The sequence below is a fragment of the Streptomyces nigra genome, from assembly GCF_003074055.1.
Taxonomy (GTDB): Bacteria; Actinomycetota; Actinomycetes; order Streptomycetales; family Streptomycetaceae; genus Streptomyces; species Streptomyces nigra.
This window is the reverse complement of sequence record NZ_CP029043.1, coordinates 5528818-5555187: the sequence shown is the minus strand read 5'-3', so window position 1 is coordinate 5555187 and position 26370 is coordinate 5528818. Positions and strand designations below refer to the sequence as shown.

Genomic DNA, 26370 nt, shown 5'->3' with positions numbered 1-26370 from the left:
TGGCGGTGGGACAGAAATGCCGAGCCACGGGGGGCAGTTGTGTCATCGGACTACATGGACTCCGATCCCGCGGTCCTCAAGAGCGAGGGCTACACGATGTTCAGCGTCGGCGTGGACTTCGCCAAGGCCGTGAAGGAGCTCCAGACCGGCCTGACCGCGCTGGAGAAGGGCGACACCCCGCCCTGGGGCGACGACGACATCGGCGAGAAGTTCGGCGTCGTCTACGAGGGCCTGCGCGACGGCATGTACGAGTCGATGGGCAGCCTCTCGGAGCGCATCGCCGGGATGGGCGTCGCCTTCACGAAGATGGGCCTGGCTCACGAGAAGAACGAGGCCGACCAGGACGCCATCTGGCGCGACACGATGGCCGACTACGACGGCCAGGTGAAGGTGCCGTCGGGGGTGGCGCAGGGGCAGCTGCACACACGGCCCTCGAACTGACTCCGGACCGGCGCCTTTCACGCCGGACCACTCCCCCGGGGGACGCCCGCGCGACCGCCATGTGGGGGACCCCTGGCGTCAGTAGGGTGAGGGCCGTACGTCGTTCGCACGTCAGGAAGAGGCCCAGCGGCATGACCGAGGCACGCAACAACGAGGCCGGTACCGAGGCCGAGGACACCAAGGCGCGCAAGGATCGGGAGCGGGACGAGCTGTACGCCCTGGACATCTCCGGCGTCGAGTGGCACTGCGCGCCCGGCACCGAGCAGGACGAGGAGCGCGTGGAGATCGCGTATCTGCCGAACGGCGCGGTGGCGATGCGGTCCTCCCTGGACCCCGGGACGGTGCTGCGCTACACCGAGGCGGAGTGGCGGGCGTTCGTCCTGGGCGCACGGGACGGCGAGTTCGACCTGGAGCCGGCGCCGGGGGGCGGCGGGGCGGTGGCGGGCGAGTAGCGGGGCGGGTACGCGGGCTGGGTGCCCCTCCTCGTCTGACCCCGCCCTCCTGTTCGTCCTCCGTCCGGCGCCTAAGATCGGGGCCGTATCGATTGCGTCCGCGACGGCGGAGGACGGGGATCCATGACCGGCACGACCGAGGACTACGCACCGCACCCCCACATAGGCGGCCGTACGGCGGCGTTGCGCGCGCTCGCCGCGTGGCGGGCGGCGGCGCCGGGCGCTCCGCGCGTGGTGGTGCTCACCGGGGACGCGGGCAGCGGGCGTTCGCGACTGCTCACCGGGTTCCTGATGCTGTGCGAGCCGGAGTACCGCAAGCGGCTTCCGCTGGACGCGATGGACCCGTCGACGGTGCCGCCGGAGCTGCCGCCGCCCGCGGTGCCGAGCGCCGAGGGGCTGACCGCCGCCCAGGTCCTGTGGCTGATCGCCGACCACTTCGGGCTGCGGGCCACCGGTGTCGAGGGCGTGTACGCCGAACTGGCCGCTCTGGAGGAGCCGGTGACCGTCGTCGTCCCGGACGTCGACCGGGCGGGCCCGGTGCGGGCCGCCGACGAACCGGCCCGCCTCGTACGGGAGGTGCTGGCCCCGCTGGCCGCCACGGAGACCGTACGGCTGATGGCGGAGGTGCCGCGTCCGCTCGCCGCCGAGCTGGTGCAGGGTCTGCCGCCGGGCACCGCGCAGATCATCGACCTCGACGAGCCGGAGTGGGCCGATCCGGACGTCCTCGTGCGCTTCGCGCAGGCCGCGCTGAACCCGGAGTTCGGCGCACCGGAGCTGCCGTTCACCGTGGACCCGGCCATGCGTCTGGCCCTGGGGGCGGCGATCGGGCGGCGGGGGGGCAGCCCGCTGGTCGTCCAACTCGCCGTCAACTGCGTCCTCATGGCCCCAGAGGGGTTCGACCCGGCCGACGAACGGTTCCTGCCGACGTCGGTCGGCGCGGCGCTGGATCTGCACGCCAGGCGGCTCGGCACCGACTCGCAGACGCTGCGGATGCTGCTGGCGCCGCTGGCGCTGGCCGAGGCGGAGGGGATACCCGTCCAGCTGTGGGCCCGGCTGGCGAGCGCTGTCGCCGGGCACGACATGAGTCCGGCGATCGCGGGGGGTCTGCTGCTGGCGGGGCCGTTCGTGCAGCCGGAGTCCCAGGAGACGGGGTCCGAGGGAGGGGGTGAGGCTGACGAGGGGCGCACGTTGTTGCGCTTGCTGCATCCGGCGCTCGCCGAGGAGATCCGCGCCGGGCTGCCGAACGTCGCCGCCGCCCAGACGCAGATCGCGATGTCCCTGCTGGAGGCCGTGCCGGAGCAGGACTGGGGCAAGGCCGACCCGTACGTCCGCGACCACATCGCCGGCCACACGCTGGAGGCGGGGTTGCTGCCCCAACTCCTGACCGACCCGGGCCTGTTCGTGCACGCCGATCCGGTGCCGCTGCGGGCCGCCGTCGAGGCCGTACCGCTGGAGCAGCTGGGCGCACCGGCCCGGACGTATCTGCGGACGGCTCCCCTGCTGACCCGCACGCAGGCGCCCGCCGAGCTGCGGGCCGCCTTCCTGGAGACGGCGTTCGTCGAGGACGGGCTGCCCGAGTACGCCGAGGCCATTCGCGAGCGGCTCGGTCTGGAACTGCCCTGGCAGACGCTGTGGAGCCTGCCGGTGGCGGGCGTGAGCGCGGTGACGGTGGGCACGCTGCCCGGCACGGAGGGGGCGGCGGCCACGCCGGTCGCCGTGCTGGTCGTACCGCCGGGGACGCCTGGTGCACGGCCGGTCGGGGCGGCCGGTGCGGAGGGCGGGGAGTCCGGACCGGCGGCGCTGGTCCACGGCCTCGTGCAGCCGGGTCTGCTGGACGACGCCGACCTCGGGCGGATCGTCCGCCCGTCCGAGGAGGAACGTGCCGCCGCACCGCTCGGGCTGAGCCGTGGCGGGGACTATCTGCGGGTCTGGAACCGGGCGGACCAGGAGGTGGTGGCCGCGCTGATCTCGGACACGCCCTTCACCGCGGCCGACCTGTCCCCCGACGGCATCCTGCTCGTGGCGACGGAGCGGGGGGCGAAGGCCCTCCGGATCCGGGCGGCGGGCGCGGAGATAGCCTCGTAGGCAGCAGACACGACGACCTCGGACGCAGCCCCGTCCCCTACTTCCATTTCTGCTATCCCCAGTGCATCGACCCATCGAAGGAGCCTCCCCGTGACCAGCCAGGAGCAGGCGCTCGCCGTCGCCGACCGTTGGCTCAACCCGGAAGGGTCGACGGAGCCGCGCCGCGAGGTCCGGATGCAGGAGTTCGACCTGGGCTGGGTCGTATGGGCGGCACCCGCGGCGCCCGAGCGCGACCCGGAGACCGGGGAGCGGCGGCCGCCCGCCGAGATCGGTGACGCGTGCGGTGTCGTGGACCGCCGTACCGGCGAACTGACGGTCTGGCCGTCGGTGCCGGTCGAGGAGGTCGTGCGGATGTACCGGGAGAAGCATGGGGGTGCGGGTGCCGCCGGTGGCCCCGAAGCTGCCGGTGCGCGCCCGGTAGTAGGTCCCGGCAACACGGCGGTGTTCACGTACACCGACCCCGCTAACGGTGAGGAGACCACCCTCTTCCGCACCTCCGCCCCGGGGCTGCCCCCGGCCGAGTACCAGGCGTGGGCCGAGCTGCGGCGCATGGAGGTGCCCGCGGAGAGCGTGCTGGCCGTCCATACCGACCTGCGCCCCAGCCTGCTGCCCGGCGGCTACACCGCCGAGCTCCTCAACACCTTCCGCAACGCCCACCTGTCCTGCTCGCAGACGTACGGGGCCCGTGCCGAGACGCGGGCCGAGGGCATCGCGGCGCTGGTCGAGCAGGTCGAGACGATGCACCGGATCGCCGGCCAGCAGCCGCCGCCCCGCCCGCACCGGGTGCCGGTCCCGGCCCAGGTGACGCCGACCGCGCCGATGTCCGACGAGGAGCTCGGGCGCCATCTCGTCGAGGTGTTCGGCACGGAGGGCGTACGCCGATACGCCGCCGACGAGGTCGCGGGCACCGCGCTGCCGGAGACCGCCGCGTCGACGCTGACCTCGGCGGGGCTGCCCGCCGACCTCCCGCTCTTCTTCACCGCCGACCGGCCCGACGCGCCCCCGGCCGGCGGCCTGTTCACGGACGTCTCGACCAACCTGCGCGAACGGCGCAGCCCGGCCGGCGAGGAGAAGATCGCCGCGCTGTCCTACCTGGTCCGTATCGGCTTCGACGGCGTCGCGGTCATCGCAGTGCAGTGCCTGCCCGGCAGCGGCCAGCCGGACGGCCTGGGCGCGCTCTGGGCGGTGGACCCGGTCACCGCGACGGCCCGCTACGTCAACGTCTCGACAGCCGCGTTCGCCCGTTCTCTGGCCCTCCTCGCGACGGCACGGCAGCGGATGCGGGGCCTGGACCCGGTGGCGGCGGGCGCCGAAGTGGCCGTGCTGCAGGAACAGTTGGTGGCGGTGGACGCGTCGGCGCTGACGGACCCGGACGCGTGGTGGTCGCTGGTGGTCGAGCAGATGTGGCATGGGTTGTTCTGAGGGGTGGCGGGATGCGTTCATGGTGCAGGGGGGCCATGTCGGTCTCGGGTCCGGCATCGGAAAGAGGATCGTCTTGCTCCGGATCAGGTGGTCGCGCCGGTGTGCGACTGGTGGGGTGAGGGGTAACCACGCAGCAACGACGAAAGCGGCCTCGACGGGTACCTCGTCGCCACAGACCTCGACCGCTTCCTCGCCATGGTCACCTGGTGGATCACCGGCCGCCGCATCCTCAACACCATCGAGAACCGCGACGAGAAGAGCACCCCTTCCGCAGCACATCGAAGACGCCGACTGGATCATCGACAAATGCCGGTGCCCGAGCCCAGATCTGGACCTACGCCCTCTACAACGACTGATCAGGAGGCGCGAAGGCTGTAGCGAGGAGCGGAGTGGGAGTCACACGCGAGCGGGCACGCGAACAGTCCGAAGCCTGGCCGGCCGAGCCAGACTCACTCCTGACCGGCCCCTTCCACTACCGAACGCGGAGACGCGTCGCAGCCAGCGGCAATGGACGGAGGACATCGACCCGGTGACGGAGGACGCGGATCACTGGGAGCAGGTCTTCGACGGAGATCTGGACTTCTATGGCAGGGAATAGGGTTTCCGTTCGACCACATGCTCGGTCCACGGCCGGCACGCACTTCCCACACGATGAAAGGACGTCATGGCTCTCGAGCCCACCGGCTCCGCATCCCCCGCGGGCTCCGTCGCGTCCGCGGATCAGTGTGTGTCCCGGATTCAGTCGTGGTGGCAGGACCCGGGGCCCGAACGGTCGGTGGAAGTCTTACCGGAGCTGTCGGCTCCGGTAAGACCGGGGTTCTTCTGCGCCTTCGGGAGGCCTTGCCGGACCCTGCGTGGGTGGACGCCACGGGGCTCACTGCCGAGGAGGTTCTGGGAAAGATCCTCGACGCCTTTGAGGTGCCCGATGTGTGGCCCCACCGGGTGGACTGGGCGTGGCGGCTCCAGCGGGCGGGGGTGGGGAGCAGGCCGCTTCTCATCGCCAACTCCCATCGGGCCGGGCCCACGCGTCGGTCGGCGCAGCACAGCCGCGTCCTCAAGCGCATGCTCGCCCCGCTGCTGACGCGCGCCGGGGCCAGGGTGATCGTCGAGTCCGGTTCAGGGGTGGACGGTTCTCAGCGGAACTGGCTGTCCCTTCACCTGGAGACATGGGCTGGTGCCGTCCCTGGCCTCAGTGCCGCGCGCAGCCGACCGGCTCTGCGGGCGCTCGCCTTCGCCGAGTCGCGGTGGACACCACTCCCGGTGTGGTCGACGTTGGTGCGGGCCACCGCCGCGGGTATTCGTAGCGATGAGGACGCCCTGGTCGCTCTGGCTCAGGAACTGCCCGACATCGTCGAACTCGCCGGTGGACGGGTCCGGTTCACGGACGAGCGGATCGCCGAAGCACTGCGCGAGGAGACGCCCGCCTCGGACAGGCGCCGGATACACGCGCGGGTGATGACGGAGTTGCTGTTCCTCGTAGAGCATCTGACCGCCCCGGAGGGTTGGGCGGCCACCGGACCCGTCGGGCACTACCTGGCTCACGCTCTGCCCGCGCATGCGCTGCAGGCCGAACGCCTTGAGGAAGTGCAGAGTGATGGACGTCTGGTCGCGCACATCGCTCCTGCAGCACTCCTCGACGCGGCGAATCTGCAGGCCGCAGCGATCCCCAACGAGACGCTCGCCGGTGACGCGGCCTCGCTGTGGGTGGCGGGGGTGGGTTCGGTCAGCCAGCCCGAATGGGCGGCTTGGCTCCACCTCATGGCCACCGTGCGCGGCGATGCGCGAACCTCCGTAGCGTTGGAGCACTCGGGGATCGTGCTGCCGTGGCGGACACGGTGGGCGCACTGGCGCCCGCCCTACGGCTGGCGAGCGAGGCACATCCGCGACGCCGGTCCTGTGGCGGAGATCAGCGAGGTCGAGGTCGGCGGACGCGTCGCCGTAGCCGGGAAAGGCCGATGGGACCGGCGGGTACGAGTGTGGGACGCCCAGTCGGGTGAGCTGATCGCCGGGCCGTGGAGCGACGGGATTCCAGCACCAGGGCAGTCGGAGCCGCTCTGGCCGCGAGGTCGGGACAACCAACTGGCACAGGCCTGGTCGGAGCTGAACGCGGTCGGCAGCAGTCTGGCCGGCCCCCAGTTCACCGAGGTCGTGCGAGTGGGCGACGGCTTCGCCCTGGCCGGGATCGGCGGAGTGGTCATGGTCGCCCCGCGCGAACCCGAAGCCTTCAAGGGGCTGGAGCGGAACTACGGCGCGGCACTGCTCGGCCACTTCGGGCTGGTCGACAACAACGCACACGACTTCTGGGAAGAACCGGATCGCGCGGTTCTCGAAGACCTGTTCGAGCCCCAGGCCGTCCAACGGCTCGATCCGGCGAAGTTGCCGCCGGGGCTACGGGACGACGATGCCCGGCACGTTCTCTGCGAGGTCGGCCTGCCCGCCTTCACCGGCGCAGAGATGAGTCTCGTCGCCGTGGCGGAGGAAGGGCTCACCGAACTGACGGCCGAGGAGGTGTGGGGCGAAGACGACGGTGCCGGTGCGTCGTACTACCACCTCGGAACCTGGCTGGACGGCCGTATCGTCGTCCACGGCCACAGTGGCACCGTCCTCCGCCTCCCGGCGGAGGGCGAGGAGAACGACTCGGACCCCCAGGTGGCCGCGACCTTGGGACAGTTCGTGACCATGCTGCAGAACTACGTGCTGGGACGATGCCTGCTGCCGATGGCCTCGAGCCGCACGGAACGCGAGGATGTCCGCGACGAGATCGAGGACTCGCTGACCGCGATCGACGAGGACGGCGGAGCCTCCCGAGCCTGGACGTATGCCCTCTATGACAACGACTGAAGCATTCCCCTCCCCTTCGCCCGTGTCCACCGAGCGAGCGCCTGGAGAGCCGAATCGGCCGCGTCCTGCTCGCCTCGGCCGCCGGCACCGAACTCCTGGGAGGCACTCTGGCCCAGTTCACGACCCTGGTCGGCCTGTACCGCCTCGTCCCCTTGAGCGGCTTCCGCGTGGGAGCGCTGAGAAGACCGACGCTCACTGGAGCGTGAAAGCCTGGGCCAAGGAAGTCGACCCAGAAGCCGCCGCATCATTCAGCTGGCAAACAGCACAGGGCGGATACCTGGACGACCCGGAGTCGCTGTGACGCCCGGACGCCAGGGCGGCGAGATCAAAAAAAGCCACCGAGGTCTCCGACCCGATCATGGAAGGATTTCACTGCCTGTGCATTCTCACCTCAACCGGGAGGAAGCCTCGGAGCAGATCACTTCGCAGCTCGCGAATCTTCCGCCCAAGCGGGGCATCGTCTACGTCGACGGGCCCTCGGGAGCCGGAAAGACTGCACTTCTGGCAGAGTTCTCCGCCACCACTGGGGCCGTACTGATCGATGCCACGGGCTGCTCAACCGAAGAGGTGGCAGACCGCATGATGCAGGCCATCGGCGTGCCATACGGCAACGTCCGCAGCATGCGTACATTCACGACTCTCGTGAAGGATCGCGTGTTCAACCGGGATTTCGAACTCAGAACCGTTGTTGTCACCAATACTCAATGGGCCGGGAAAACCCGATTCACGCACGAACCAGTCGCTGTGGCCACCGAGGGAATCGTCCATGAGTTCAGTAGGCTGTCCAAGGCAATCAACATCAAACTCGTGGTGGAAATCGATAGCGAGGTGTGCGACCTCAGCCCTCGAAACAGGAACGCCATCCTGCTCGCCCCCGCCCACGACGTCGTAGAGCTGTCCCCCGAGTCGCTACCGGCGCGCCAGCGCATCGCGATGACAGCCTTGGCCCTGTCTGAGCTTCACCAGGTGAGCTTCGTGGAGTGGCAGGCACTCTGCGCCGCGCTGGCAACGGACCTCGATGGGGCGGAACTGCGCGCCATCGGCGAGGAATCTGCTTTCCTCACGGTTGATGCGGCGGACGGTCTATCGGTTGCGTTCGGGCATGAGCGGGATGCCCGAAAATTCCGCAAAGCACTCCCTGACAGCACCTTTCAGGATTTCCAACAGGCAATCACGACACGCCTGCTCGCTTGCACAGAAGGCGACCCACTCGTTTCCTACCTCGCCCATTCCCTTCCCGCCCACGCCGCAGCCGCCGGCCGCCTTGAGGAACTTCTCGCCGATCCCCGCACACTGGTTAAGTGCACTTATACCGCCCTTTTCGGAGCGTTTCACGCTGCTTTGCCTCACAGCATCCCGGCCGACAGTTTCGCCACCGAGCTGTATTATCTCCACAATCTGGAACTGGCGCCGTCCTCGCAGGCGGAGTGGGTTTCTTTGCTGCATCTCGTGGCACTCAGTCGCGGGGACACGGAGCGCGCGGACGCCCTGACCGAAGCCGCCGGCCCCCTGCCGTGGCGCACCGTGTGGACCCACTGGCGAGCCCCCGGCCACGTCCGGCCCCTCCTGCCCCAGATCGACGTAGTCGAAGAGCTGCAAGCCGCAGCGGACGGCACCACCGTGACCAGCCGCACCCTGGACGGGGCCGAGCAGACCTGGCACGCCGCCACCGGCCGACTCCTCGCGGTCACAGGGGAAATGAACGGGGCCAAGGGACCGTTCATCGAGGAAGCCCCACCCACGCCTTCGACGCCGGCCCGCTGGGAAGCTGAGAGGTCCTGGGACCTGATCCGCGCGGCAGCCGTCGGCGACGCCTCCGCTCCCCGAGTGATCCAAGCCCCCACGGTCAACGCCGTGGCCTGCGCCGGGGACCTCATCGTCCTCGGCGGCAAACGAGGCATCTACGCGATCAAACCCAACCCGGACTACGTCGACGAGACCCCACTGCCCGCACTCCCTACCGACACCTGGTACAGGGAAGTCACCCCACGCCCGTACGACGAAGCCGTCTGCCGCCCCACCCGCGACCTCGTACTCGACGTGTTCGACGCGGAAAACGCCCCACTCCTGACCGAGGAACAGCTGCCCGCCGGCCTCACCCACGAACCGACCCGCCGTTTCCTCACCGAAACGGGCTTCCCCGCAATCAGCAACTTCCTGAGCCTCAACACCCACAACCTCGTCGGCACCGGCCTCACCGAACACACCTGGGGAGGCACCAAAGACTTCGAAACACCCGTCGGAGACGGCCCGTTCTACGAACTCGGCACCTGGATCGGCGGCGTCCTCCTCCTCGACGGCCCCACCGGCCGCGTCCTACGCCAATCCCGCCCGAACGCAGTCGACGGCGACCGCCCCGGCGACCCCCTCGCCGGCACCAGCCTCGCCCAGTTCACCGCCATGGTCTGCCAGCAATGGAAATACATGCAGGCCTACGTCACAGGCGGCGCCCTCGACGGAGACGACCTCATCGAAGAACTCAAAACCTGGATCGCAGGCATCGACCCCGCCGCCGCAGCCACCCGCAACTGGGGACACGTCACAGAAACCGACGAGTTCTACTACCTGTAAGCATCCAGGCAACTGAGCCGCTGGAGAGACGTCCCCCGTGACGGGCCTACGGGGCGGCCATCAGTACAGCGAGAAACCACCGCTGTGCCGGCCACCCCCAGGCTTCTTCCCCTCCGGCTCCGAAGGCTTGCCCTGAGCGTCCTTCTGCCCGGCATCGGCGTCACCCTGCAAGGGCTCGCCGTGCCTGAGGCGGTCGCGCTCCTCCTCGGGCAGGGACTCCCACTGGCCGCGCAGGGATGCCAGTCCCCCGCTGCCGAAGGCCCGGGCGAACGCCGGGTCGTCCAGGGCGTCCCGCAGGGCCAGGCGTCCGGACAGCATCCGCTTGGCGGCCTCCTGGAGGTCCTTGCTCACGTTGTCCGTCTGCGACAGCTTGCGCAGCGCGGAGTTCAGGGACTTGACCTGCTCGGGCTCGAGGGCCTCGTCGAGCACGCCGCGCTCGGGCGAAGCACCCTGCGGGTCGGAAGGGTTGTCAGGCTGCCGTGCCATGTCGCGTCTCCTCGCTGTTCCGGTCGTCGGCTCATCGGCTCATAGGCTCGCCGCTCGTCGGCTCCCGCAGTATCTCGTGATGACGTACGGGACGTTCCGTGTGACCGCATGGCTGCAGTAGCCACCCCCACCGTACGGCCACCGCCGCGGGCAGCCGTACGACCTTCCACAACAGCCTTACAAGCAGGCACAGCAATCTCACGACACGAGGCGAGGCAGGGCAGGGCGGGGCGGCAGGCGTACGCCCATCACCACAGACGATGCGGCCGCGCGGCGGTCGGTCAGGGCAGCGCGTTGCCCAGGGTCGCGCCGACCGCTCCCATGACCGTCGCCATGAGGGCCCAGCGGGTGCGTCCGCGCCGGGCCAGTTCCACGCCCGGGGTGGCGGACGCGAGTCCGATCGCGTACGCCACGGTCCAGGCGCCCGCCTCCGTACCGCCGTTGAGGCGCCCGATGATCGCGAAGAGACAGGCCACCGCTACCAGCGCGCCTATGGCCATCAGCCCGCCACGAGCGCTCCGCGCCTGCTGTGAGCGCTCACTCGGAGTGCGTGGCTCCGTCGGCCTCTGAGGACGCGCCCGCAGTTCCCTTACGTCATCCCGGACCGGACTGTCCGCGCCGCGTTCCGCCAGCATTTGTTCCCCATCACGCGTCGTCATGTGCAGGCAGCGTAGCGCCCGTCGCCCGGTACGCGAAGGTCGGGAGAGTCCCGTGAGATGGGACCTCGGACGGCCGTCGCACAGCGGGTCGCAGTGGGCGGTCGGCGCCGCTTCCCGGACGGGTCCGACTCGGACCGTTCGCGCGCCCCGTGACGGCGATCGACGCTACGGAGCACAGGCCTCCGGAGGGCGAGGGAGGGGACCAGGCGACGCGCCTCGCCGGCGCCTCGAGCCGAGCCGTCCCGTCAACGTCGGCGACCTGAAACGGACTTGTGACAGCACCACCCTGAGGCGGTTCGACGGTGATTCCGTAAACTTTGCGGACGGCTGTACTCCTGTGTGATTTCCCTGGACGGGTGAGGGAGTTGTACGGCCGTTCGGTCTGACGGGGGTGCTTTCTGCTGTGTCGATGATGCTGCCGGACGAGCTCGAGTGGGTTCTCGAGATGCTGGGCTACCGATGGCCCACGGCGGACGAGGACAAGCTCAGAGACTGCGCCGAGGTGTGGCGGAAGTTCGGCGAGAAGGTCACCGAGCTGCACGGCACGGCGAACGGCGCCGCCCGCCAGGTCACCGCGCACAACGCCGGTGAGTCGATCGACAAGTTCGTCAAGACGTACGAGAAGTTCGACGGCGGTGGCGGAGGGGACGGATACCTCCGCAACGCCGCCGAGGCCGCGTTCCTCATCGCGAATGTGCTGGAGGCCTGCGCCTACCTCGTCGAGTTCGCCAAATGGGCGGTCATCGCCCAGTTGATCGCCCTGGCGATCGAGATCGTCGCCGCGCACGCCGCCGCCCCGTTCACCTTCGGCCTGTCCGAGGTCGCCGGCCTCGGCGCCACCCAGGTCACCCGTCTCATCGTCCGCCGCCTCCTCGACGAGCTGAAGAAGGCCCTGCTCGAGGCGATCGTGGAAACGATGAAGGAACCAGCCATCTCGGCGATCGAGGCCATCATCACCGACCTCATCCGCCAGACGGTGAACGTCGGCTTCGGCGCACAGGAGGGCTACGACGTCGGTGCCACCCTCAAGGCCGGTGGCACGGCGGGGCTCGACGCGCTCAAGCAGAGCCCCCAGACCTTCGCCGAGGGCGTCCGCGACAGCCTCGGCCAGAAAGCCGGCAGCCGCGCCCGGCACGCGATCGACAGCCGCCTCGACGGCTACGACGGTACGTCGGGGCTGCCCAGCGGAGACGTCGGCAGTGACCCCGGGACCGACAGCTCGAGTTCCTCCTCGTCGTCCTCGGACTCCTCGTCATCCTCCAGCTCCAACTCGAACTCAAGTGGCAGTGACTCGTCGAGTTCGAACGGCTCGGACTCCTCCACGTCCACGCGTTCGAGCAACGGCAGCAACCTGCCCGGCACGAACATAGGCAACGGCATATCCGCCGACACCGGCGGCAACGACATCGGCGGTCCGAACCTGGGCCCGGGCCCCGACTCCGGTTCCGGACCGGGTACGGACTCCAGCAGCCCGACCTCCTCGGACACGCCGTACTCCAGGCCGACGCAGTCGCCGACGGACTCGTCCCTGTCCGACTTCGACGACCCGTCGCCGGGCGGCCGTTCGCCCAGCGGCTCCGACAGCCCCACCAGTTCAACCGGCTCGCCGAGCACACCGGGCCCCTCCCACAACGGCGGCGGCCCCTCCGTATCGGGCCTGTCGTCGCCGTCTCCGCAGTCGACACCCACGCACACGTCGTCCCCGGGTACGTCCTCCACACCCTCGGGCGGTTCGATCGGCACCCAGGTCGACAACCTGGCAGCCACCGCGCCCACGCAGTCCAACGCGGCGCCGACACCGACGACCGGCGACGCCTCCCCGAGCGGCTCCGGAGGCCGTTCGGACGGCGGTTCCGGCATGCCTACGTCACCCACGGCAGCCGCCGCCACCGCTACGGCACCCGGCACGAGCCACAGCGGCGGCCCGTCGGGCGGCAGCCCGTCCGCCACGAGCCCACAGCCCAACTCGGGCCCGGCGAGGAATCCTTCCTCCGGCACACCCGGCACCGCGCCCGCCGCAGGAACGGGGCCCGCTTCCACGCCGCGCCCCACGTCCCCGACGGTCCCCCGCAGCACGCCCGCTCCGACACCGGACGGCCGCACGCCCGCAACCGGGGACAGCCGTACGCCGGGCACGCCGGACAACCGAATACCGGCGCAGCGCCCCGGAGGCACCCCCACGGGAGACGCCGGCACCACGCCACGGAACACCCCGGGCACGTCGCCCGCCGACCGCACCTCACCGCGCACCAACCCCACCACGGCGGGGGACGGCAACACGCCCCGCCCCCGCCCAGGCACCCCAACACCGAACGACGGCACGACGCCGCGTACGGCTCCCAGTACGACACCGAACGACAGCGCGACCTCCCGGAACAACCCCGGTACGACGCCTAACGACCGCGGAGACCGCACCCCGCCCCGCACCGACACCCCCGGCAACCAGAACACCACTCCCCGGGGCGACAGCACCCCACGCCCAACCTCCGACCCGTCCGGCAACGGCCGTACGTCCACGCCGGGCCAGAGCCCGAGCCAGTCGCCGTCTTCCCAGTCCACACCTCCCAGGTCGACGCCAGCGCCCTCCAGCACACCCACGACATCCCCGTCCGCGTCGACACCGGGCGGCACCACTCCCCACTCGACCTCCCCCGGGCTGGCCACGCACACTGCCACGCCCCAGAGCAGCACACCCGGCACCCCGAACCAGCCGAACTCAGGCACCCCGTCCCGGCCGCCCCAGCAGCCCGCGGGCAGCCCACCGAACCAGCCCGGCCCCCAGACCCAGCAACCTCCGGCGAGCCCCCCGAACCATCAGCAGCAACAACAGCCGCAGGTCACCCCGGTCCCGATCCACCACGTGACCACCACACCCGCCGGACAACCCACTCCGTCCGGCCCCCACACCCCGGACTCCGGCCACACCACCACGCCGGACCAGAACAACAACGCGTCCGACAGCCCCAAGCCGAGGGAAGCGCCGACCCCGGCGTCGCAGACCCGCAACAGCAACCCACCGGGCGGTGTGACCGACCCCTCCCGCGCGGAGCAGGACGCCCTGGAGAACTCCGTCCCCCGAGACGAGAACGGCGACCCGACGCGTCCGCCGGACCCGGCGGACGGCCCGTGGGTACAGCGCATCAACGGCGACGGCCCGGATGCGCCGGGCCGGAGCAACAACTGTGTCGACACGGCCCTGTCCACCGTCGACACGTACGCGGGCAACCCGACGGCCGCCGGCGCCCGTACCCCCGATCTGGACCCGGACGGCAACCCCTCGGACCGCGGCGAGAGGGGCGGCCGCGACCGCATCGAGAGCACGCTCGGCGCCCGCTTCAACGACATGGGCAACGGCCGCGATGCCTTCAACCGCCTGGAGAACACCCTCCGCGACAGCGGCCACGGCTCTCAGGCCGTCATCATCACGCAGGACGCCAACGGCCGCGCCCACGCCTGGAACGCCGTCAACCACAACGGCAAGATCACCTACATCGACGCCCAGACGGGCCAGCAGAGCCGGAACCCGCTCCACAGCGGCGACCACGGCGTCTTCGCGATCCCCCTGGACTCGAACCGCCAGCCGGTCACGCCGAAGCAGCCTGCCACCACGACCTCCGACAGCCGCGATGCTGACCGCGGCACCCCTCGGACCACTCCTGAACAGTCCCCTGAAACAGCGCGGAGGCCTGCTGCCGAACCAGCCGGCCAGCCGTCCGACTCCCAAAACGGAGACGGCCAGAACCCGAAAGATCACGAGAAGAACGACGAGACGGACAAGAAAGCCGGACTGGAACCCCACCCGGACGACTCCCACCCACGTCTCAGCCGCGAGTTCGGTGACAAGAAGGAGCAGCAGGGAAACCTCGACCCGGACGATTCCCAGCAGCGGGTCCGCCAGACCAATCCTGTCTTCCGCTTGCAGCAGGACCACGTCGACCAACAGCTTCGGGACTGGGCCAAGAACGGTCAGCTCGCTCATGTCTTGCAGGTGGCCGCAGGTACTGAGTCAGACGCCAATGCCTCCCCGGATCGACCGCGCACTTTCACATCTGACGGCTTGAACAAGGCCCTTCCCGGATTCGATAAGTTGAACCGGGGAGAGAAAATGCTGGTGATCTCCACATTGGCCCGGCTCAGCCAGTCGGCACATGAGCAGTACGGCGTGAACAGCAACCCGTTGAACACCGCTGCGGAATCGGAGGGTGCGGCGAAACACAAGACTCCCGGCGAGCGCGTCAGGAAGTTGATGACGAAGCTGATGGTGCCGGAAGCACACACGCCGGACCTGACGCAACGGAACTTCGCCGTAGTTGAGTTGCAGCGGGACGACGGCACTATCGAATACGTGACGGACTCGTCGTTCCCGAGTCGGGCGGGAGTTACCGGTCTCCACTCGGAACGACACCTCTCCGACTGGATAAACGACGTCAACGAGGCACATGCGGGGACCGGGCGCAACTATACGATCACCGCCCTTTACACCGAACGAGAACCGTGTGGCGACAAGAAGGGCGGCCTCGGAAGTTCCAACTGCTCGAACCTGCTGGGGGAACGCCTAGCCGGCGCACCCGTGTACTACAGCACCACATATCGGGCCGACCCTGCCGACCAGCAGCGGGCCGAACTGACCAGGGAACTCCAGAAACAGCGTCGTGCCAAACTCGGACTGGACCCGAGAGCAGCTCTTCCAGACGAAGAGAAGAAGAAAATCACAGCCAAGGTGAAGCAGACATTCCCGGTCACCGTCGATGAGAAGAATCGGGACCGAGAGATGGTCAGACATGTCAGGAAGGTCGAGGACCTGTGGAAGTCGATCGCACCGCAGCTAAAGTAGCCCTCAGTCCACCCATGCATGCACACACCGAAGGTCAACAGATTCAGCGATGAGCCCTCAGTCAAGCACCCCTTCGCCGGTGACCCTCGAGCAAGCCCTGGCCGAGCTCCTGGAGTGGTCGGAGAACGGGACCGAGAGTGTGGCCGAGGTGACCGGCCCTCCTGGGTCCGGGCGGACGGAGACGCTGCTGCGGCTGAGTGAGGCCCGCAGCGAGACAGTGGTCGTGGATGCCACGGGGCTGACGTGTGAGGACGTCATCGAACGGGTCATGAGCGCCGCAGGATGCGCTGCTCTGCCGGAGAAGCGGGCGGACTGGGGGTGGGAGCTGGAAGGCTCCCCGCTCGCGGGCGGGCTGGTCGTCATCCTCAACGCCCACCGGGCGGGCCGTACTCGGCGCTCCAGTGAGCCGGAGCGCATGGTGCACCGCTTCACCGTCGAACTGGCTGTGGCCGGCCGTCTCAAGGTCCTCATCGAGCGGGACCTGCCGGATGTCCGTCGGGCGCATGGTCACCTGGTCGTGGCACTGCGGCCCAACACCGCCGACGGCCCGGTGGGACTCCTGCCGGACGGCTTGGACAGCGAGGCTTTGCGTGCCCTCGCGCTGGCCGAGGTCCGTCGTGCTCCGATGCCCGTCTGGACCGCCCTGGCGCAAGCATTGGCACCTCACGTGGGTCGATCTCTGGATGTTGCCGCAGCGCTGGAGGCTTCCGGGGACCTCCTGGAGGTGGACGGAGAAGGCTGGGTCCGCTTCCGCGACGAGCGCCACGCCGAGGCGCTGCGTCGGAGCACCGCCGCCGAGGTCTCACGGGCTGTGAATGGGGAGTTGGTCGCATGGTTGGGCGACCAGGCTGCGGGCGGGCCGACGGGCCAGTACCTGGCACAAGGGCTGGCGATGCACGCCGTACAGGCAGGCGAGTTCGACGCGGTTCAGCGCTCCGGCAGGCTTGTCGCCCGGATCGATCAGGTCCCCCTGATCGACGCGGCTCACGCCGACGACGCATATGCCGTCAGCGGAACGTCTCCAGCCGGTGACGCCGTCAACTTGTGGATGTGCGGGGTCGATTCACTCGCGCAGGGTGAGTGGGCGTCGTGGCTGCACCTGATGAGTACGGTGCGGGGCGACGCGGAGACCGCCACCGAGATCGCCTCGTCCGGCGTGCCGCTGCCGTGGAAGGTGCGCTGGGCGCACTGGCGGCCGCCGGGTGCCCTGAGCGCCACGTACGTACGGCCCGGGCCACTGGGCGACCCCGTCATCGCTCCCGAGGACTACCTCCCCGGCCGCCACGCCGTTGCCGCTCCGGGCGAGTGGGACGGGCGGCACCGCGTCTGGGACGCGAAGACCGGCGAGGAACTGGCCGGACCCTGGCCGGAGCCCCTCCCGGCACCGGGGCAGCGCGAGCCGCTCTGGCCCACCGACGCCGAACGCAACGTCACACCCGACTGGGACGACCTGACCGTCTTCGAAACCCTGGAACCCCCCTTCGTGTCGGGGCAGGTGAGGGTCGGCGACCTCCTGATCGTGACGGGGCTCGGCGGCATCTTCGCGGTCGAGATCCACGACCCGTCCGTGAGCGAGGGCATCAGCAAGGTGCACGGGGAACCGCTCTTCGACGACTCCGGTCTCGTCCCCGCACTGCACCGGGGCCTGGCAGCACAACCCAGAGGCACATACGACCACCACCTCTTCGAACCGGGCGTCGTACGCCGCCTGCCCGCCACCCTGCTGCCCGACGCCGTGACAGACCCCGAAGCACGCCGCGTCCTCACGGACGTCGGACTACCCGCCTTCCAAGGCGCCTCGCTCCGGATCGAGGCTCTGGACAAGGTGGGCCTACCCTTGCTCTCCCTCGACGACCAGCAGGAAGACAGCGCCGCCACCGCTGGCCCGTACTTCCGAATCGGTGCGTGGGGCGACGGTGACCTGGCCACGGAGGGCGCCACGGGGCGGGTCGTCGTATTGGGCGCCGCCGACTGGGGCCATGTGGAGGACGACTTCGACTCCTACTTCGATGACGAGCCCGACGAGGCCGAAGACGAGGAGCAGGAGGTCAGCGCTGTGGTGGTCGCCGGCAGCCTGGTCTCGTTCATCGACCGGCTCCAGCACTACCTCGTTGCCCGCTGCATGCTGGCCTCGGCGGGGAGCCGTATCGAGCGCACCGCGATCAGAGACGACCTCGAGTCCTCGCTGCCCGACGACGGCCCTGCCACAGACATGTCCTTCTGGACGGCAGCGCTGAGATCTACCGACTGACCTTGCCCTAAAGAGACTGGTGGGCACCGACCCGACTCTCGCTCCGGCACCCTTGCCGGCCGAGGCCATGGCCCCCACCACCGACTGGCTGACGGACATCTGGGACGCTGCGGCGATCAAGCGTTTCCCACAAGGGACTCTGCCGTCGACGCTCTCCGACGTCGGCGCGCGCCAGTTCCTCTCCTCGGTCGGCTTCCCCTGCGTCACCGACTTCCTCGAACTGGACACCACCGGCCTCGCGAGCGCGGGCCTGCACCCCGTTGCCGACGTCGCCGAGCCCGTCGATGATCCGGCCGAGGCGCACCCCCACGTACTGCTCCCTCGGCTGGTGGCAAGATGAGCGCCTGCTCCTCGACGGTCGCGACGGGCGAGTGCTGCTGGACGGTTCGTCGGGGAATGACGATGCCCTGGGCGGTAGCAGCCTCAGCCAGTTCGTCGCCATGGTCCGTCTCTACTACTGGTGGTTCGCCTCCGACTGGTCGATCGAGGACACCGAGTCGGGCGTACGTCACTGGCTGAGCCTCATCGATCCCCAGACTTACGGGACACAGGCGTGGCAGAGAGTCTTCGAGGACTACAACTTCGGAGACCGAGTCTGAGGGGCCGCGCCTGAGCGACCCGAGCCTCAGGAACCAAAGCGACCCCAGGTCACGTCGACAACTCAAACCTCAGTAACGTCACGGCCGTCCCGCCGCTCATGGAAGGAACCCATCCGAGTGCCCGAGATCAACGCTGACGACTGGGCTCGTATCGAGGCTTGGCGGGAGCTGTCCACTCGGGACCGGAGGGTGTTCTCCGTCCTCGGCCCCGCGCAGAGCGGCAAGAGCGCGTATCTCCTCGCGGTCCGGGACCGCTGGCCCAGCGCCACACTGATCGACTGCCGTGGCCTGAGTGCCGACGCGGTGGCCACGCGCATGCGCGAAGAGTGCGGTGCGGCCCCTGCCGGTCGTCCCTGTGTCCTCCTCCTCGCGAACGTTCAGTACGCGGGCGAGGTCCTGACGTCGACCGAGCCGACCCGCGTCGCGGAGACCCTGGCTCCGGGATTCAGGCGGTTCCAAGGCCGTGAGGTATGGGTCATGGCGGAGTACGACCTGGACCTGGTGGCTTCTCCTCGACATGCCGAGTACGAAGTCAACCATCCCGTGCCGACCATGACCGCCGTGTCAGCCGAGGCGGAGGCCGCCACAGCCAGCCGGCTGAGCGCGCTGGCCGCTGCCGAGCTGCGACAGGTGCCTCTTCCCGTCTGGCAGTTGCTGTGCTCCGCGAGCGGGGCGCCTTCGGATGTGCCGACTCTCCTCCAGTTCGCGGAGGAGCACCCGGATCTCCTGGTTCTGGAGGACAAGGGCCATGCAGCCGTCGCTTTCCGATCCGAAGCACTGCTCCATGCATGGCGGCGCAGGCAACCCTGGGATGCGGCGGCCCAATCCCGCGCCGTCGAGGCGCTGGTGTCCGCGGCGACGGACGGCGGGCCGGGGCCCTGGTCCGAACAGGGACCGGTGAGGCAGTACGCCGCTCAGGCCCTCCCCCCGCACGCCGCGCTGGCCGGCGCCCTCCCTCAACTCCTCAGCGACGGGCGGCTACTGGCCCATTTCTCGGTCGGCGCCCTCCGTGAGGCCCTCGCCCTCGCGTACCCCGACGGCGTGCCGTACGGAAGTGCGGCCTCAATGCTGCACTATCTGGAGATCCAGGGCGTCTCCCCCTCATCCCAGGGTGAGTGGGTCGCCTGGCTCCACCACGCCGCGCTCAGTTCAGGCCGTACGGAGCTGGCCGACGGACTGCTGGCCGCGGGCGTCCCGCTGCCGTGGCGGACGACGTGGTCGCGCTGGCGCCCATCCGGCATCTTCGGTCGCATCGAGGGCGACGCCGGCCGTGTCCACGAACTCGGCGTGCTGACAGGAGAGTCGGGCCCGACGGTTGTTACGGCCCGGGACGTGACGACCGGCAAGATCGCTCACCCGAAGTCCAAGTACCTCCGCCAGGAGTGGAGCCCGACGACCGGGGACCCTGTCGCGGCTCCGGTCGAGGTCCACGCCTCTCTGTCGGACGACCATCTCCCCTGGAGCAGCCCGCGACGCTCCGAGGGTCACGAGGTACCGGACGTCGCCTTCGCCGAGCACACGGACGACGGCTGGAAGCTGGAAACGCACACCGTCCCTCGCCCGCCCGCCTGCCCCCAGGCCGTGATCAAGGGCCTCTACGTCGACGGGCACTGGGTACTCGCCGGCACCGCAGGCCTCTTCGCTGTATCCGTGGAGCCGTCGGCAAGCACCACACAGGAGACGACATACCCCAAGGGGCCCCTGATCGCCGCACACACCCGCCCCGCCCCCTGGCCGCTACCCCCGTCCGCAGCTGCTGCCTTGCGCGACGAAGGCATGCGGGGCTGGCTCGAGGAGACCTTCGGCGCGGGGGCCTGTCACCCCCTCGCCGAGGAACAGCTTCCCCACGGCCTCAAGCACCCCGCAGCACGGGATCTCCTCACCCGGACGGGTCTGCCGGAGATCGGCGACTTCCTCCACCTCGACATCACCGCGCGCGGGGACAGCCCACTGGTCGAGGTGGCCTGGCCCGGCCGGGGACGCGACGTCCCTCGGCAACGCCGCGCAAAATGCGAGGCGCCCAGCAGCGGCCCTTTCTACGAGCTCGGCACATGGATGTACTCCAGGCTCCTGCTCGACGGCAGCACCGGCCGGCTCTTCCGGGACACCACGGGCGGCTCCCCCGACCCCATCGCCGGCAGCAGCCTCCCCCAGTTCTTCGCCATGGTCCGTCTTTACGACGAGTTCCGCAGGACTCACTTTCCCTACGTCACCGACCACAAGGACGCTCAGGAAAACCTCGCCAGGTGGTGCGAGCAGATCGATGGCACCGCCGCCCGGTCCGAGACCTGGACGCTCATCCTCGAGGGCTACGACTTCGAGGACAGCACGTGGGACCTGGCGTCGTGCGGGCTGGAATGGATCTGAACCAACCGTAGAGAGACACGCCACTTTGCATACTCCCCTCGCCCCGCAGGAAGCCGTCGCTCAGCTCCGCGAACGACTGGAGCAACTCTCGCCCAAGGAGGGCTACCTGTACCTGGACGGCCCTTCGTCAAACCGCGGTCGCAGCCCAGCGTGCTCGGGCCGGATCACGGCATCACCAGGTGGTCCCCCGGCTCGCTCTCGTCCCGTGAACGTGCAGCCCTGAACGCCCTGGCCCTGTCGGAGCGGCATCACGTGCGCTTCGGCGAGTGGCAGGCCCTGTGCTCCGTGCTCGGCGCCGACTTCGACGAGGCAGAACTGCACACCATCGCCACGGAGTCACCGCTCGTCACAGTCGCCCCCTCCGCGCACCGTCCAATCGGCTTCACCCACGAACGCGACGCCCGGACACTCCGGAGCGACATCCCCGCAACTGCCCGCCTGCCTCACCCACGAGCCGACCCGCCGCTTCCTCACCACAACCGGCTTCCCCACCGTCAACGACTTCCTCAGCCTCAACACCCACAACCTCGCCGGCACCGGCTTCACCGAACACGCTTTGGAAGGCACCAAAGACTTCGAAACACGCCCTATTACGGCGACCTTCCCGACGAAGTCACCAGCGCACTCACGTGGCCGATGGAAACAGGCCGGGCCCGGCCTACCAGCAGGCAGCAACTCCTCGCCCATGACGACACCCAAGAAGGACCCGACTTCCTCTTCCTCGGCGCCCTCCTGCGCACCGGCCAACTGACCGTACTCGCCGGACCCGGTGGACTCTTCGCCGTCCAAGGCACCGACCCCGCACCCCTGCCCGGACCACCGCTCCTGGGCACCAAAACCGCGGCCGGCCCCACCCTCCTCACGGACATCTCCGGCACGACCGCAGCCGACCTGCCACAACTTTTCCCCGACGCCAGCGCCTTGTGCACTCCGCTCGAGTCCCTGCCGCCAGGGTTGGCCGATGAGACGGCCCGCCGCGTTCTCACCGAGATCGGGCTCCCCGTCATGCAGGAAAAAGGCATCCGGCTGGAACCCGACTACGACAAGTTCCTGTTCGAGCTGCCCTGGACCAAAGACATCGAACCGCCGGCGGAAACCGGCCCGTTCTTCCAGATCGGCCTCTGGTCAGGCGCCGAACTCGTCATCGACGGCCCCACCGGCCACATCCTGCGCATGCCACGCAGCAACGACGAAAACGGCCTCGACGGCTACCTCGTCGCCACGAAGCTTGACCGCTTCCTCGCCATGGTCACCTGGTGGATCACCGGCCACCGCATTCTGGACACCATCGGCAACGGCGACGAAGAACACCTCTTCCGGCAGCACACCGAAGACGCCGTCTGGATCATCGACAACGCCGGCTCCCAAGCCCAGATCTGGACCTACGCCCTCTACAACGACTGAGCCGAACATTAGCCGCCTCGACGCCAGGCAGCCCGTCGAGGACCCCCGGCGCAAGGCGTGAGGGCAAGAGGCACCATTTGGAACGGGCCCGCCTCACGCCCCCTCGAGCAACGCCAGCCCGAACGCCAGCGGCAAGGTGCCCACAGCGAGGACCAAGCCGATCGCCGCCAGCCCGGCCCGGATCTCCCGGTGGCCCCGGAAGGCCAGGTAGGCGCCGATCGGCGGCAGGATGCAACACAGCAGCAGGCTGAAGCGCCAACCCTCTTCGCTGATGAAGAAGATCATGAGTGCCAGGCATACCGGGACCAGACTGATACTCATGATCCGGGCACGCCCGAGAAAGAGATCGAGGTCACCGGCACCGTTGAAGAAGCTCATTCCACCCGTCCAGTTCAGTTGTTCTAGACGGCCGCGTGGTCGTAGCCGCCGGTACCCACCTGGGGGAATCCGTCCGCGGCCGCGAACCCGTTCACGGCCGTCGACATGACCAGACCGAGCGCACTCAGCGCCGAAGCGAACGTGTCGAACGCCTTCGACGCCTCGGCCCACAGCTGCATGAGCCGGATGGCCTCCGCCGCGGCCAGCGCGAACATCGCCGCCGAAGCGACCTGTCCGCCGACCGGGATGACGTTGACGGCCTGTGCCGCGAGCAGGTTGACCAGCCAGATGACGAGCAGGTCGCAGAACATCACCAGGAACGACTTCAGGAATTCCGCGAACTGGAACGCCATCTGCGCCGCCTGCGCATAACAGCTCTGCAGAGACTTGAACGTCTCCTTGATCTCCTCGAGCTTCTTGGTGAACTCGTCGAAGTACACGGTCGCCGCATTCGCGGCGTTGCCGTCCCAGGTCAGACCGACGTTCTGCGTGCCCTTGCGCACATTGGCGGACAGCGCGTCGCAGAAGGACGCGAGACTGCCCCAGACGTCGGAGCAGTCGTTGTACCCGTTCCAGTCCCCGAACACCCAGTTCGTCACTTCGGCGAAGGGGTCGAAGTCGAAGAGCAGCTTGGACGCCTCCACGGCCATCGCCGAGGGGCTGCCCAGGTCCAGGACGCTGCCCAGCGTCTTCTGCACCGGGCTCATCTGGTATTCGTCCGCGTGCCCGGACGCGTATTTCACAAAGGGATTGCTGGGATCCCCGGGCGCCTTCAGCAGGTCCACCGCGTCGCTGGCGTCGGAGAAGTCGTGCGGATCGCCGCCGGACTCCCCGCCCGAGACCTTGGAACCCGGGTAGGTGGCGTCGAGCTTGGCCGCCTCGTCCGTGTCGGTCGCCCTGTAGTACTTCGCCGTGCCGGTCAGCTCCTTCTCGGACGCCTCCAGCAGGCTCTTGACCTTCTCCAGCGCCTTCTTGGCCTCGCTGACGTACCGGTCGTGCTCACCCGCGACGAGGTCCCAGGCCATTCCACCGACCGACTTGTCGATCTTCGCGTTGCCGACGAACGAGACCGCCTGCGCGCCGCCGTCCGCGGCGCGGCCGACGAGCTTCGAGAAGCCGTCGATCGCACCGGGTTCCACCCGAAAGTTCACTTCTCCCCCATTGCCGGGATCAGAGCCGCGTACAGCCGCTCGGTACCGGGGCCGGCCACCGCTCGGTTCGAGGGCGAGGACCGGCCTCCGCTCGTTCAGGATCCAGCCGCCCCTAGTACAGGGACCAACCACGCCCGTCGTGACGCCGATTGCCGCCGGAACGGTTCTCGGACTCCGTGCGCCGCTCCTCCTCGAGCTTCTGGCGCTCCTCCTCCAGCCGGCGCTCTCCCTCCGCGGCGAGGGCCTGACGCTCGCTGTCGGACATGGCGGCCCACTTCTCCGCCAGCGGCGCCGACTGCTGCACGGCCTCCTCGGCGTACGCCGAGACGTTGGCGGCCTCGCGCAGCCCCATGCGCCCGGAGAGGACTTCCTGGGCCATCTCCTTGAGGGCCGGACCGCCCAGTCCCGAGGCGAGATGCTCCAGGGACTGCCGCAGGATCTTCGCCTGGGCGGGGTCCTGCTGGGTCATCTCCAGAAACTCGGAGTCGTCGACGCTTTTGTCGGAACTGTTCTCGGCGTTGTCCAAGGGAAACCTCATCAGGAGGGTCGGCGGGTCTCGACCGGCGTGAACCTACCAACGCATCTGCGAACGCTTCAACACACGCCCCGCGGGACATGCCCGCCCGGCGCTTCAACTCCACATGGGCCAGTAATGGTTGGCGCTCGACGATCGGTATCCCTACGTATCCCCGTGAACAGGCCCACTCGCGGCAAACGGGCTCGATATGCCTGCGTTTCTCCGGTACTCCTGGAAGATGCGACGGGCATGCCCGGTGTGAAAATTCCTGGGAGAAATCGTCACAAGCTCTTGAGGTCCGCCGACGCAGAGGCATCGACGGCTCACCCGAACTCGTTCCGAGCCCAGTCGTCGCCGACCCCCGACGCAGCCGGAGGGCCGGCGGGACGGGAGCCTGCCGAGGATGTCGCAGCCGTGGGCGCGCCGGCCGCCGCAGGTACGGCGGGCGGGTCGGCGGGTGCGTCTGTGGACGGGTCGGCGGGCGGGTCGGCGGGCGGAGTCGATTCAGCGGACCCCTGCTCCCCGCCCGCAGCCCCACCACGCCCGCTCAACGCGTCGACTCCCCGCTGCACACGGTCGCCGGCCGCGCCCGTGATCGCCTCCGTCCCACGGTCGATATACGTCTGCGGGTCGACGTAGCCGGCGAGCGACGAGCCCTCGCCCCCCGTGACCTCCGTCTTCAGGCCGTCCAGATACTCACCGCCCGCCTTCTTCGCGACGTCGGCCGTCTCCCCGAGATCGACGCCGGAGCGGGCGTCGAAGTAAGCCTCGATGCCCTGCTGGCCGACGTTCTGGGCCATGCCGACGGCGGCCTCGCGGGCCTTCTCCTTGGCCGCGTCGACGACCTTCTCCTGGACGATCTGCTGGACCTGCTCCTTGACGACCCGCTTGGCGACCTTCTTCAGGGCGTCCACGGTGGCGTGCTGCATGGCCTTGGTGACGGCCTCCATGACCTCCTTCTTCAGGCGGTCGAGCAGCTCGCGGACGATCACCCGGGTGGCCTGGGTCGCGCCCATCGCCCCGAGTTCGGACAGTCCGAAGGTGAAGGGCGCCGCGGCCTGCGCCGCGATGATCTCGATGGCCAGGGCGATGAGCTGGGCGATGACGGAGAGCTTCGCGGTGAGGACCGCGATCGCGGCCGCGTCGAAGGCCAGGGCGATCACCTCGCACGCGAGCTTCGCGTCGGGCAGATACCTGTCCTCGCCGTTGGCTCCGGTGTAGGCGCCCCAGTCCTTGCTGAAGCCCTCGATGGCGGAGCCGACGTTGGCGGCGACGACGGTGCGGGCGAAGCCCTCGCCCTCCGCCTCGATCTTCTCGAGTTGTGCGCCGAAGCCGCGCCAGGTCTCGGCGACCTGGTGGAGCGCCTCCTCGTCGGCCTCGGGCCAGTTGTAGCCGAGCAGATCCAGGACCCAGACGAGCTCGCCGGGCAGAGTGAGCGACATGTGAAGTACCCCCGCCCGACTCAGAGTTGCCCGGCGATGCCGCTCAACAGCCCGCTGTTCGACGTATCGGAGGCGTCGTACGTACGGGCGTTGTCCTGAAGCGTGTGCCCGATCTGCTGGAGCCGTTCGGCGAGGCTGTCCATCGAGGCGAGGATTCCGTCCCGGATCGGCGTGTAGATCTCACCGAAGACATCTCCGAAATCAGCGTCTGACCAGGGCTCTCCCAGCCCTTCCAGAGCAGTCCCCAGTTGTTTGGACGCCTTGGCGAAATCGGCTCCGAGGTCGGTGAAATTCTGGCCCTGCCGTCGCAGCACAGCCGTATCCACGTCAAATCCGCCGAACGTCATCAGTTCTCCCCCGAACTCCTGGTGCAGCACGCCATATTGCACGACAGGCCGGTAGCTTAGACTCCTCGCGCACGACCCGGAAAGTCGACGGGTCAAGAGATCGTCAAGTTGACCAAAGGACCC

Annotated in this window: 19 protein-coding genes; 12 read left to right on the top strand and 7 right to left on the bottom strand. The window is 69.1% G+C overall.

All coding sequences use genetic code 11. From position 1 onward, the window contains the following. Positions 1-54 precede the first annotated feature (54 nt). The 6 genes from DC008_RS35500 to DC008_RS25795 all read left to right on the top strand — a co-directional run bounded on the left by DC008_RS35500 (position 55) and on the right by DC008_RS25795 (position 9812). Positions 55-441 carry a hypothetical protein gene (locus tag DC008_RS35500; protein ID WP_164492380.1) on the top strand — a complete coding sequence of 129 codons (387 nt, stop codon included), beginning with the start codon at positions 55-57 and terminating at the stop codon, positions 439-441. Between the two features lie 131 nt (positions 442-572). After that, on the top strand, positions 573-893 hold the full coding sequence (locus tag DC008_RS25820; protein WP_055623182.1) for a DUF397 domain-containing protein: 321 nt from the start codon (positions 573-575) through the stop codon (positions 891-893). 123 nt (positions 894-1016) lie between these two features. Then, entirely contained in the window at positions 1017-2978 is a 1962-nt protein-coding gene (locus tag DC008_RS25815; RefSeq protein ID WP_108708988.1) for a hypothetical protein, read from the top strand. A gap of 90 nt (positions 2979-3068) precedes the next feature. Beyond that, the gene (locus DC008_RS25810; protein WP_108708987.1) at positions 3069-4400 is read left to right on the top strand and encodes an SUKH-4 family immunity protein; all 1332 of its coding nucleotides are present in this window, start codon (positions 3069-3071) and stop codon (positions 4398-4400) included. Between the two features lie 858 nt (positions 4401-5258). Next, positions 5259-7241 carry an SUKH-4 family immunity protein gene (locus DC008_RS25800; RefSeq protein WP_164492379.1) on the top strand — a complete coding sequence of 661 codons (1983 nt, stop codon included), beginning with the start codon at positions 5259-5261 and terminating at the stop codon, positions 7239-7241. A gap of 378 nt (positions 7242-7619) precedes the next feature. After that, positions 7620-9812, top strand: coding sequence for an SUKH-4 family immunity protein (locus DC008_RS25795; RefSeq protein ID WP_108708984.1), 2193 nt, complete (start codon positions 7620-7622; stop codon positions 9810-9812). 60 nt (positions 9813-9872) lie between these two features. Here DC008_RS25795 and DC008_RS25790 read toward each other — a convergent pair whose 3' ends face one another. Further along, a complete protein-coding gene (locus DC008_RS25790) occupies positions 9873-10298 on the bottom strand; it encodes a hypothetical protein (protein WP_108708983.1) in 426 nt (141 codons plus the stop codon). 281 nt (positions 10299-10579) lie between these two features. Next, complete coding sequence (locus tag DC008_RS25785) at positions 10580-10798, bottom strand: hypothetical protein (RefSeq protein ID WP_108708982.1); 219 nt, start codon at positions 10796-10798, stop codon at positions 10580-10582. 568 nt (positions 10799-11366) lie between these two features. Here DC008_RS25785 and DC008_RS25780 point away from each other — a divergent pair. The 6 genes from DC008_RS25780 (at position 11367) to DC008_RS25755 (ending at position 22412) form a co-directional block, all read left to right on the top strand. Next, positions 11367-15791: a toxin glutamine deamidase domain-containing protein gene (locus DC008_RS25780; protein ID WP_244221510.1), complete on the top strand. Its 4425-nt coding sequence runs from the start codon at positions 11367-11369 to the stop codon at positions 15789-15791. 79 nt (positions 15792-15870) lie between these two features. Continuing rightward, complete coding sequence (locus tag DC008_RS25775) at positions 15871-18042, top strand: SUKH-4 family immunity protein (RefSeq protein ID WP_164492378.1); 2172 nt, start codon at positions 15871-15873, stop codon at positions 18040-18042. Between the two features lie 67 nt (positions 18043-18109). Beyond that, positions 18110-18382, top strand: coding sequence for a hypothetical protein (locus DC008_RS25770; protein ID WP_164492377.1), 273 nt, complete (start codon positions 18110-18112; stop codon positions 18380-18382). A gap of 100 nt (positions 18383-18482) precedes the next feature. After that, positions 18483-18641, top strand: coding sequence for a hypothetical protein (locus tag DC008_RS36355; protein ID WP_341867301.1), 159 nt, complete (start codon positions 18483-18485; stop codon positions 18639-18641). A gap of 117 nt (positions 18642-18758) precedes the next feature. Then, entirely contained in the window at positions 18759-21008 is a 2250-nt protein-coding gene (locus DC008_RS25760; protein ID WP_108708977.1) for an SUKH-4 family immunity protein, read from the top strand. A 252-nt stretch (positions 21009-21260) separates the two neighbouring features. After that, complete coding sequence (locus DC008_RS25755) at positions 21261-22412, top strand: SUKH-4 family immunity protein (RefSeq protein WP_123954038.1); 1152 nt, start codon at positions 21261-21263, stop codon at positions 22410-22412. Between the two features lie 93 nt (positions 22413-22505). Here the strand turns inward: DC008_RS25755 and DC008_RS25750 are convergent, their stop codons facing one another. The 5 genes from DC008_RS25750 to DC008_RS25730 form a co-directional block, all read right to left on the bottom strand. Beyond that, the gene (locus DC008_RS25750) at positions 22506-22790 is read right to left on the bottom strand and encodes a hypothetical protein (protein WP_108708975.1); all 285 of its coding nucleotides are present in this window, start codon (positions 22788-22790) and stop codon (positions 22506-22508) included. A 23-nt stretch (positions 22791-22813) separates the two neighbouring features. Next, positions 22814-23929 (bottom strand): hypothetical protein, encoded by a 1116-nt coding sequence (locus DC008_RS25745; protein WP_108708974.1) that lies wholly within the window; start codon positions 23927-23929, stop codon positions 22814-22816. A 124-nt stretch (positions 23930-24053) separates the two neighbouring features. After that, positions 24054-24467 (bottom strand): hypothetical protein, encoded by a 414-nt coding sequence (locus DC008_RS25740; protein ID WP_108708973.1) that lies wholly within the window; start codon positions 24465-24467, stop codon positions 24054-24056. A 314-nt stretch (positions 24468-24781) separates the two neighbouring features. Beyond that, the gene (locus tag DC008_RS25735) at positions 24782-25900 is read right to left on the bottom strand and encodes a WXG100-like domain-containing protein (protein WP_208645980.1); all 1119 of its coding nucleotides are present in this window, start codon (positions 25898-25900) and stop codon (positions 24782-24784) included. Positions 25901-25920: 20 nt separating this feature from the next. Next, complete coding sequence (locus DC008_RS25730) at positions 25921-26289, bottom strand: WXG100 family type VII secretion target (RefSeq protein WP_244221417.1); 369 nt, start codon at positions 26287-26289, stop codon at positions 25921-25923. Positions 26290-26370 lie beyond the last annotated feature (81 nt).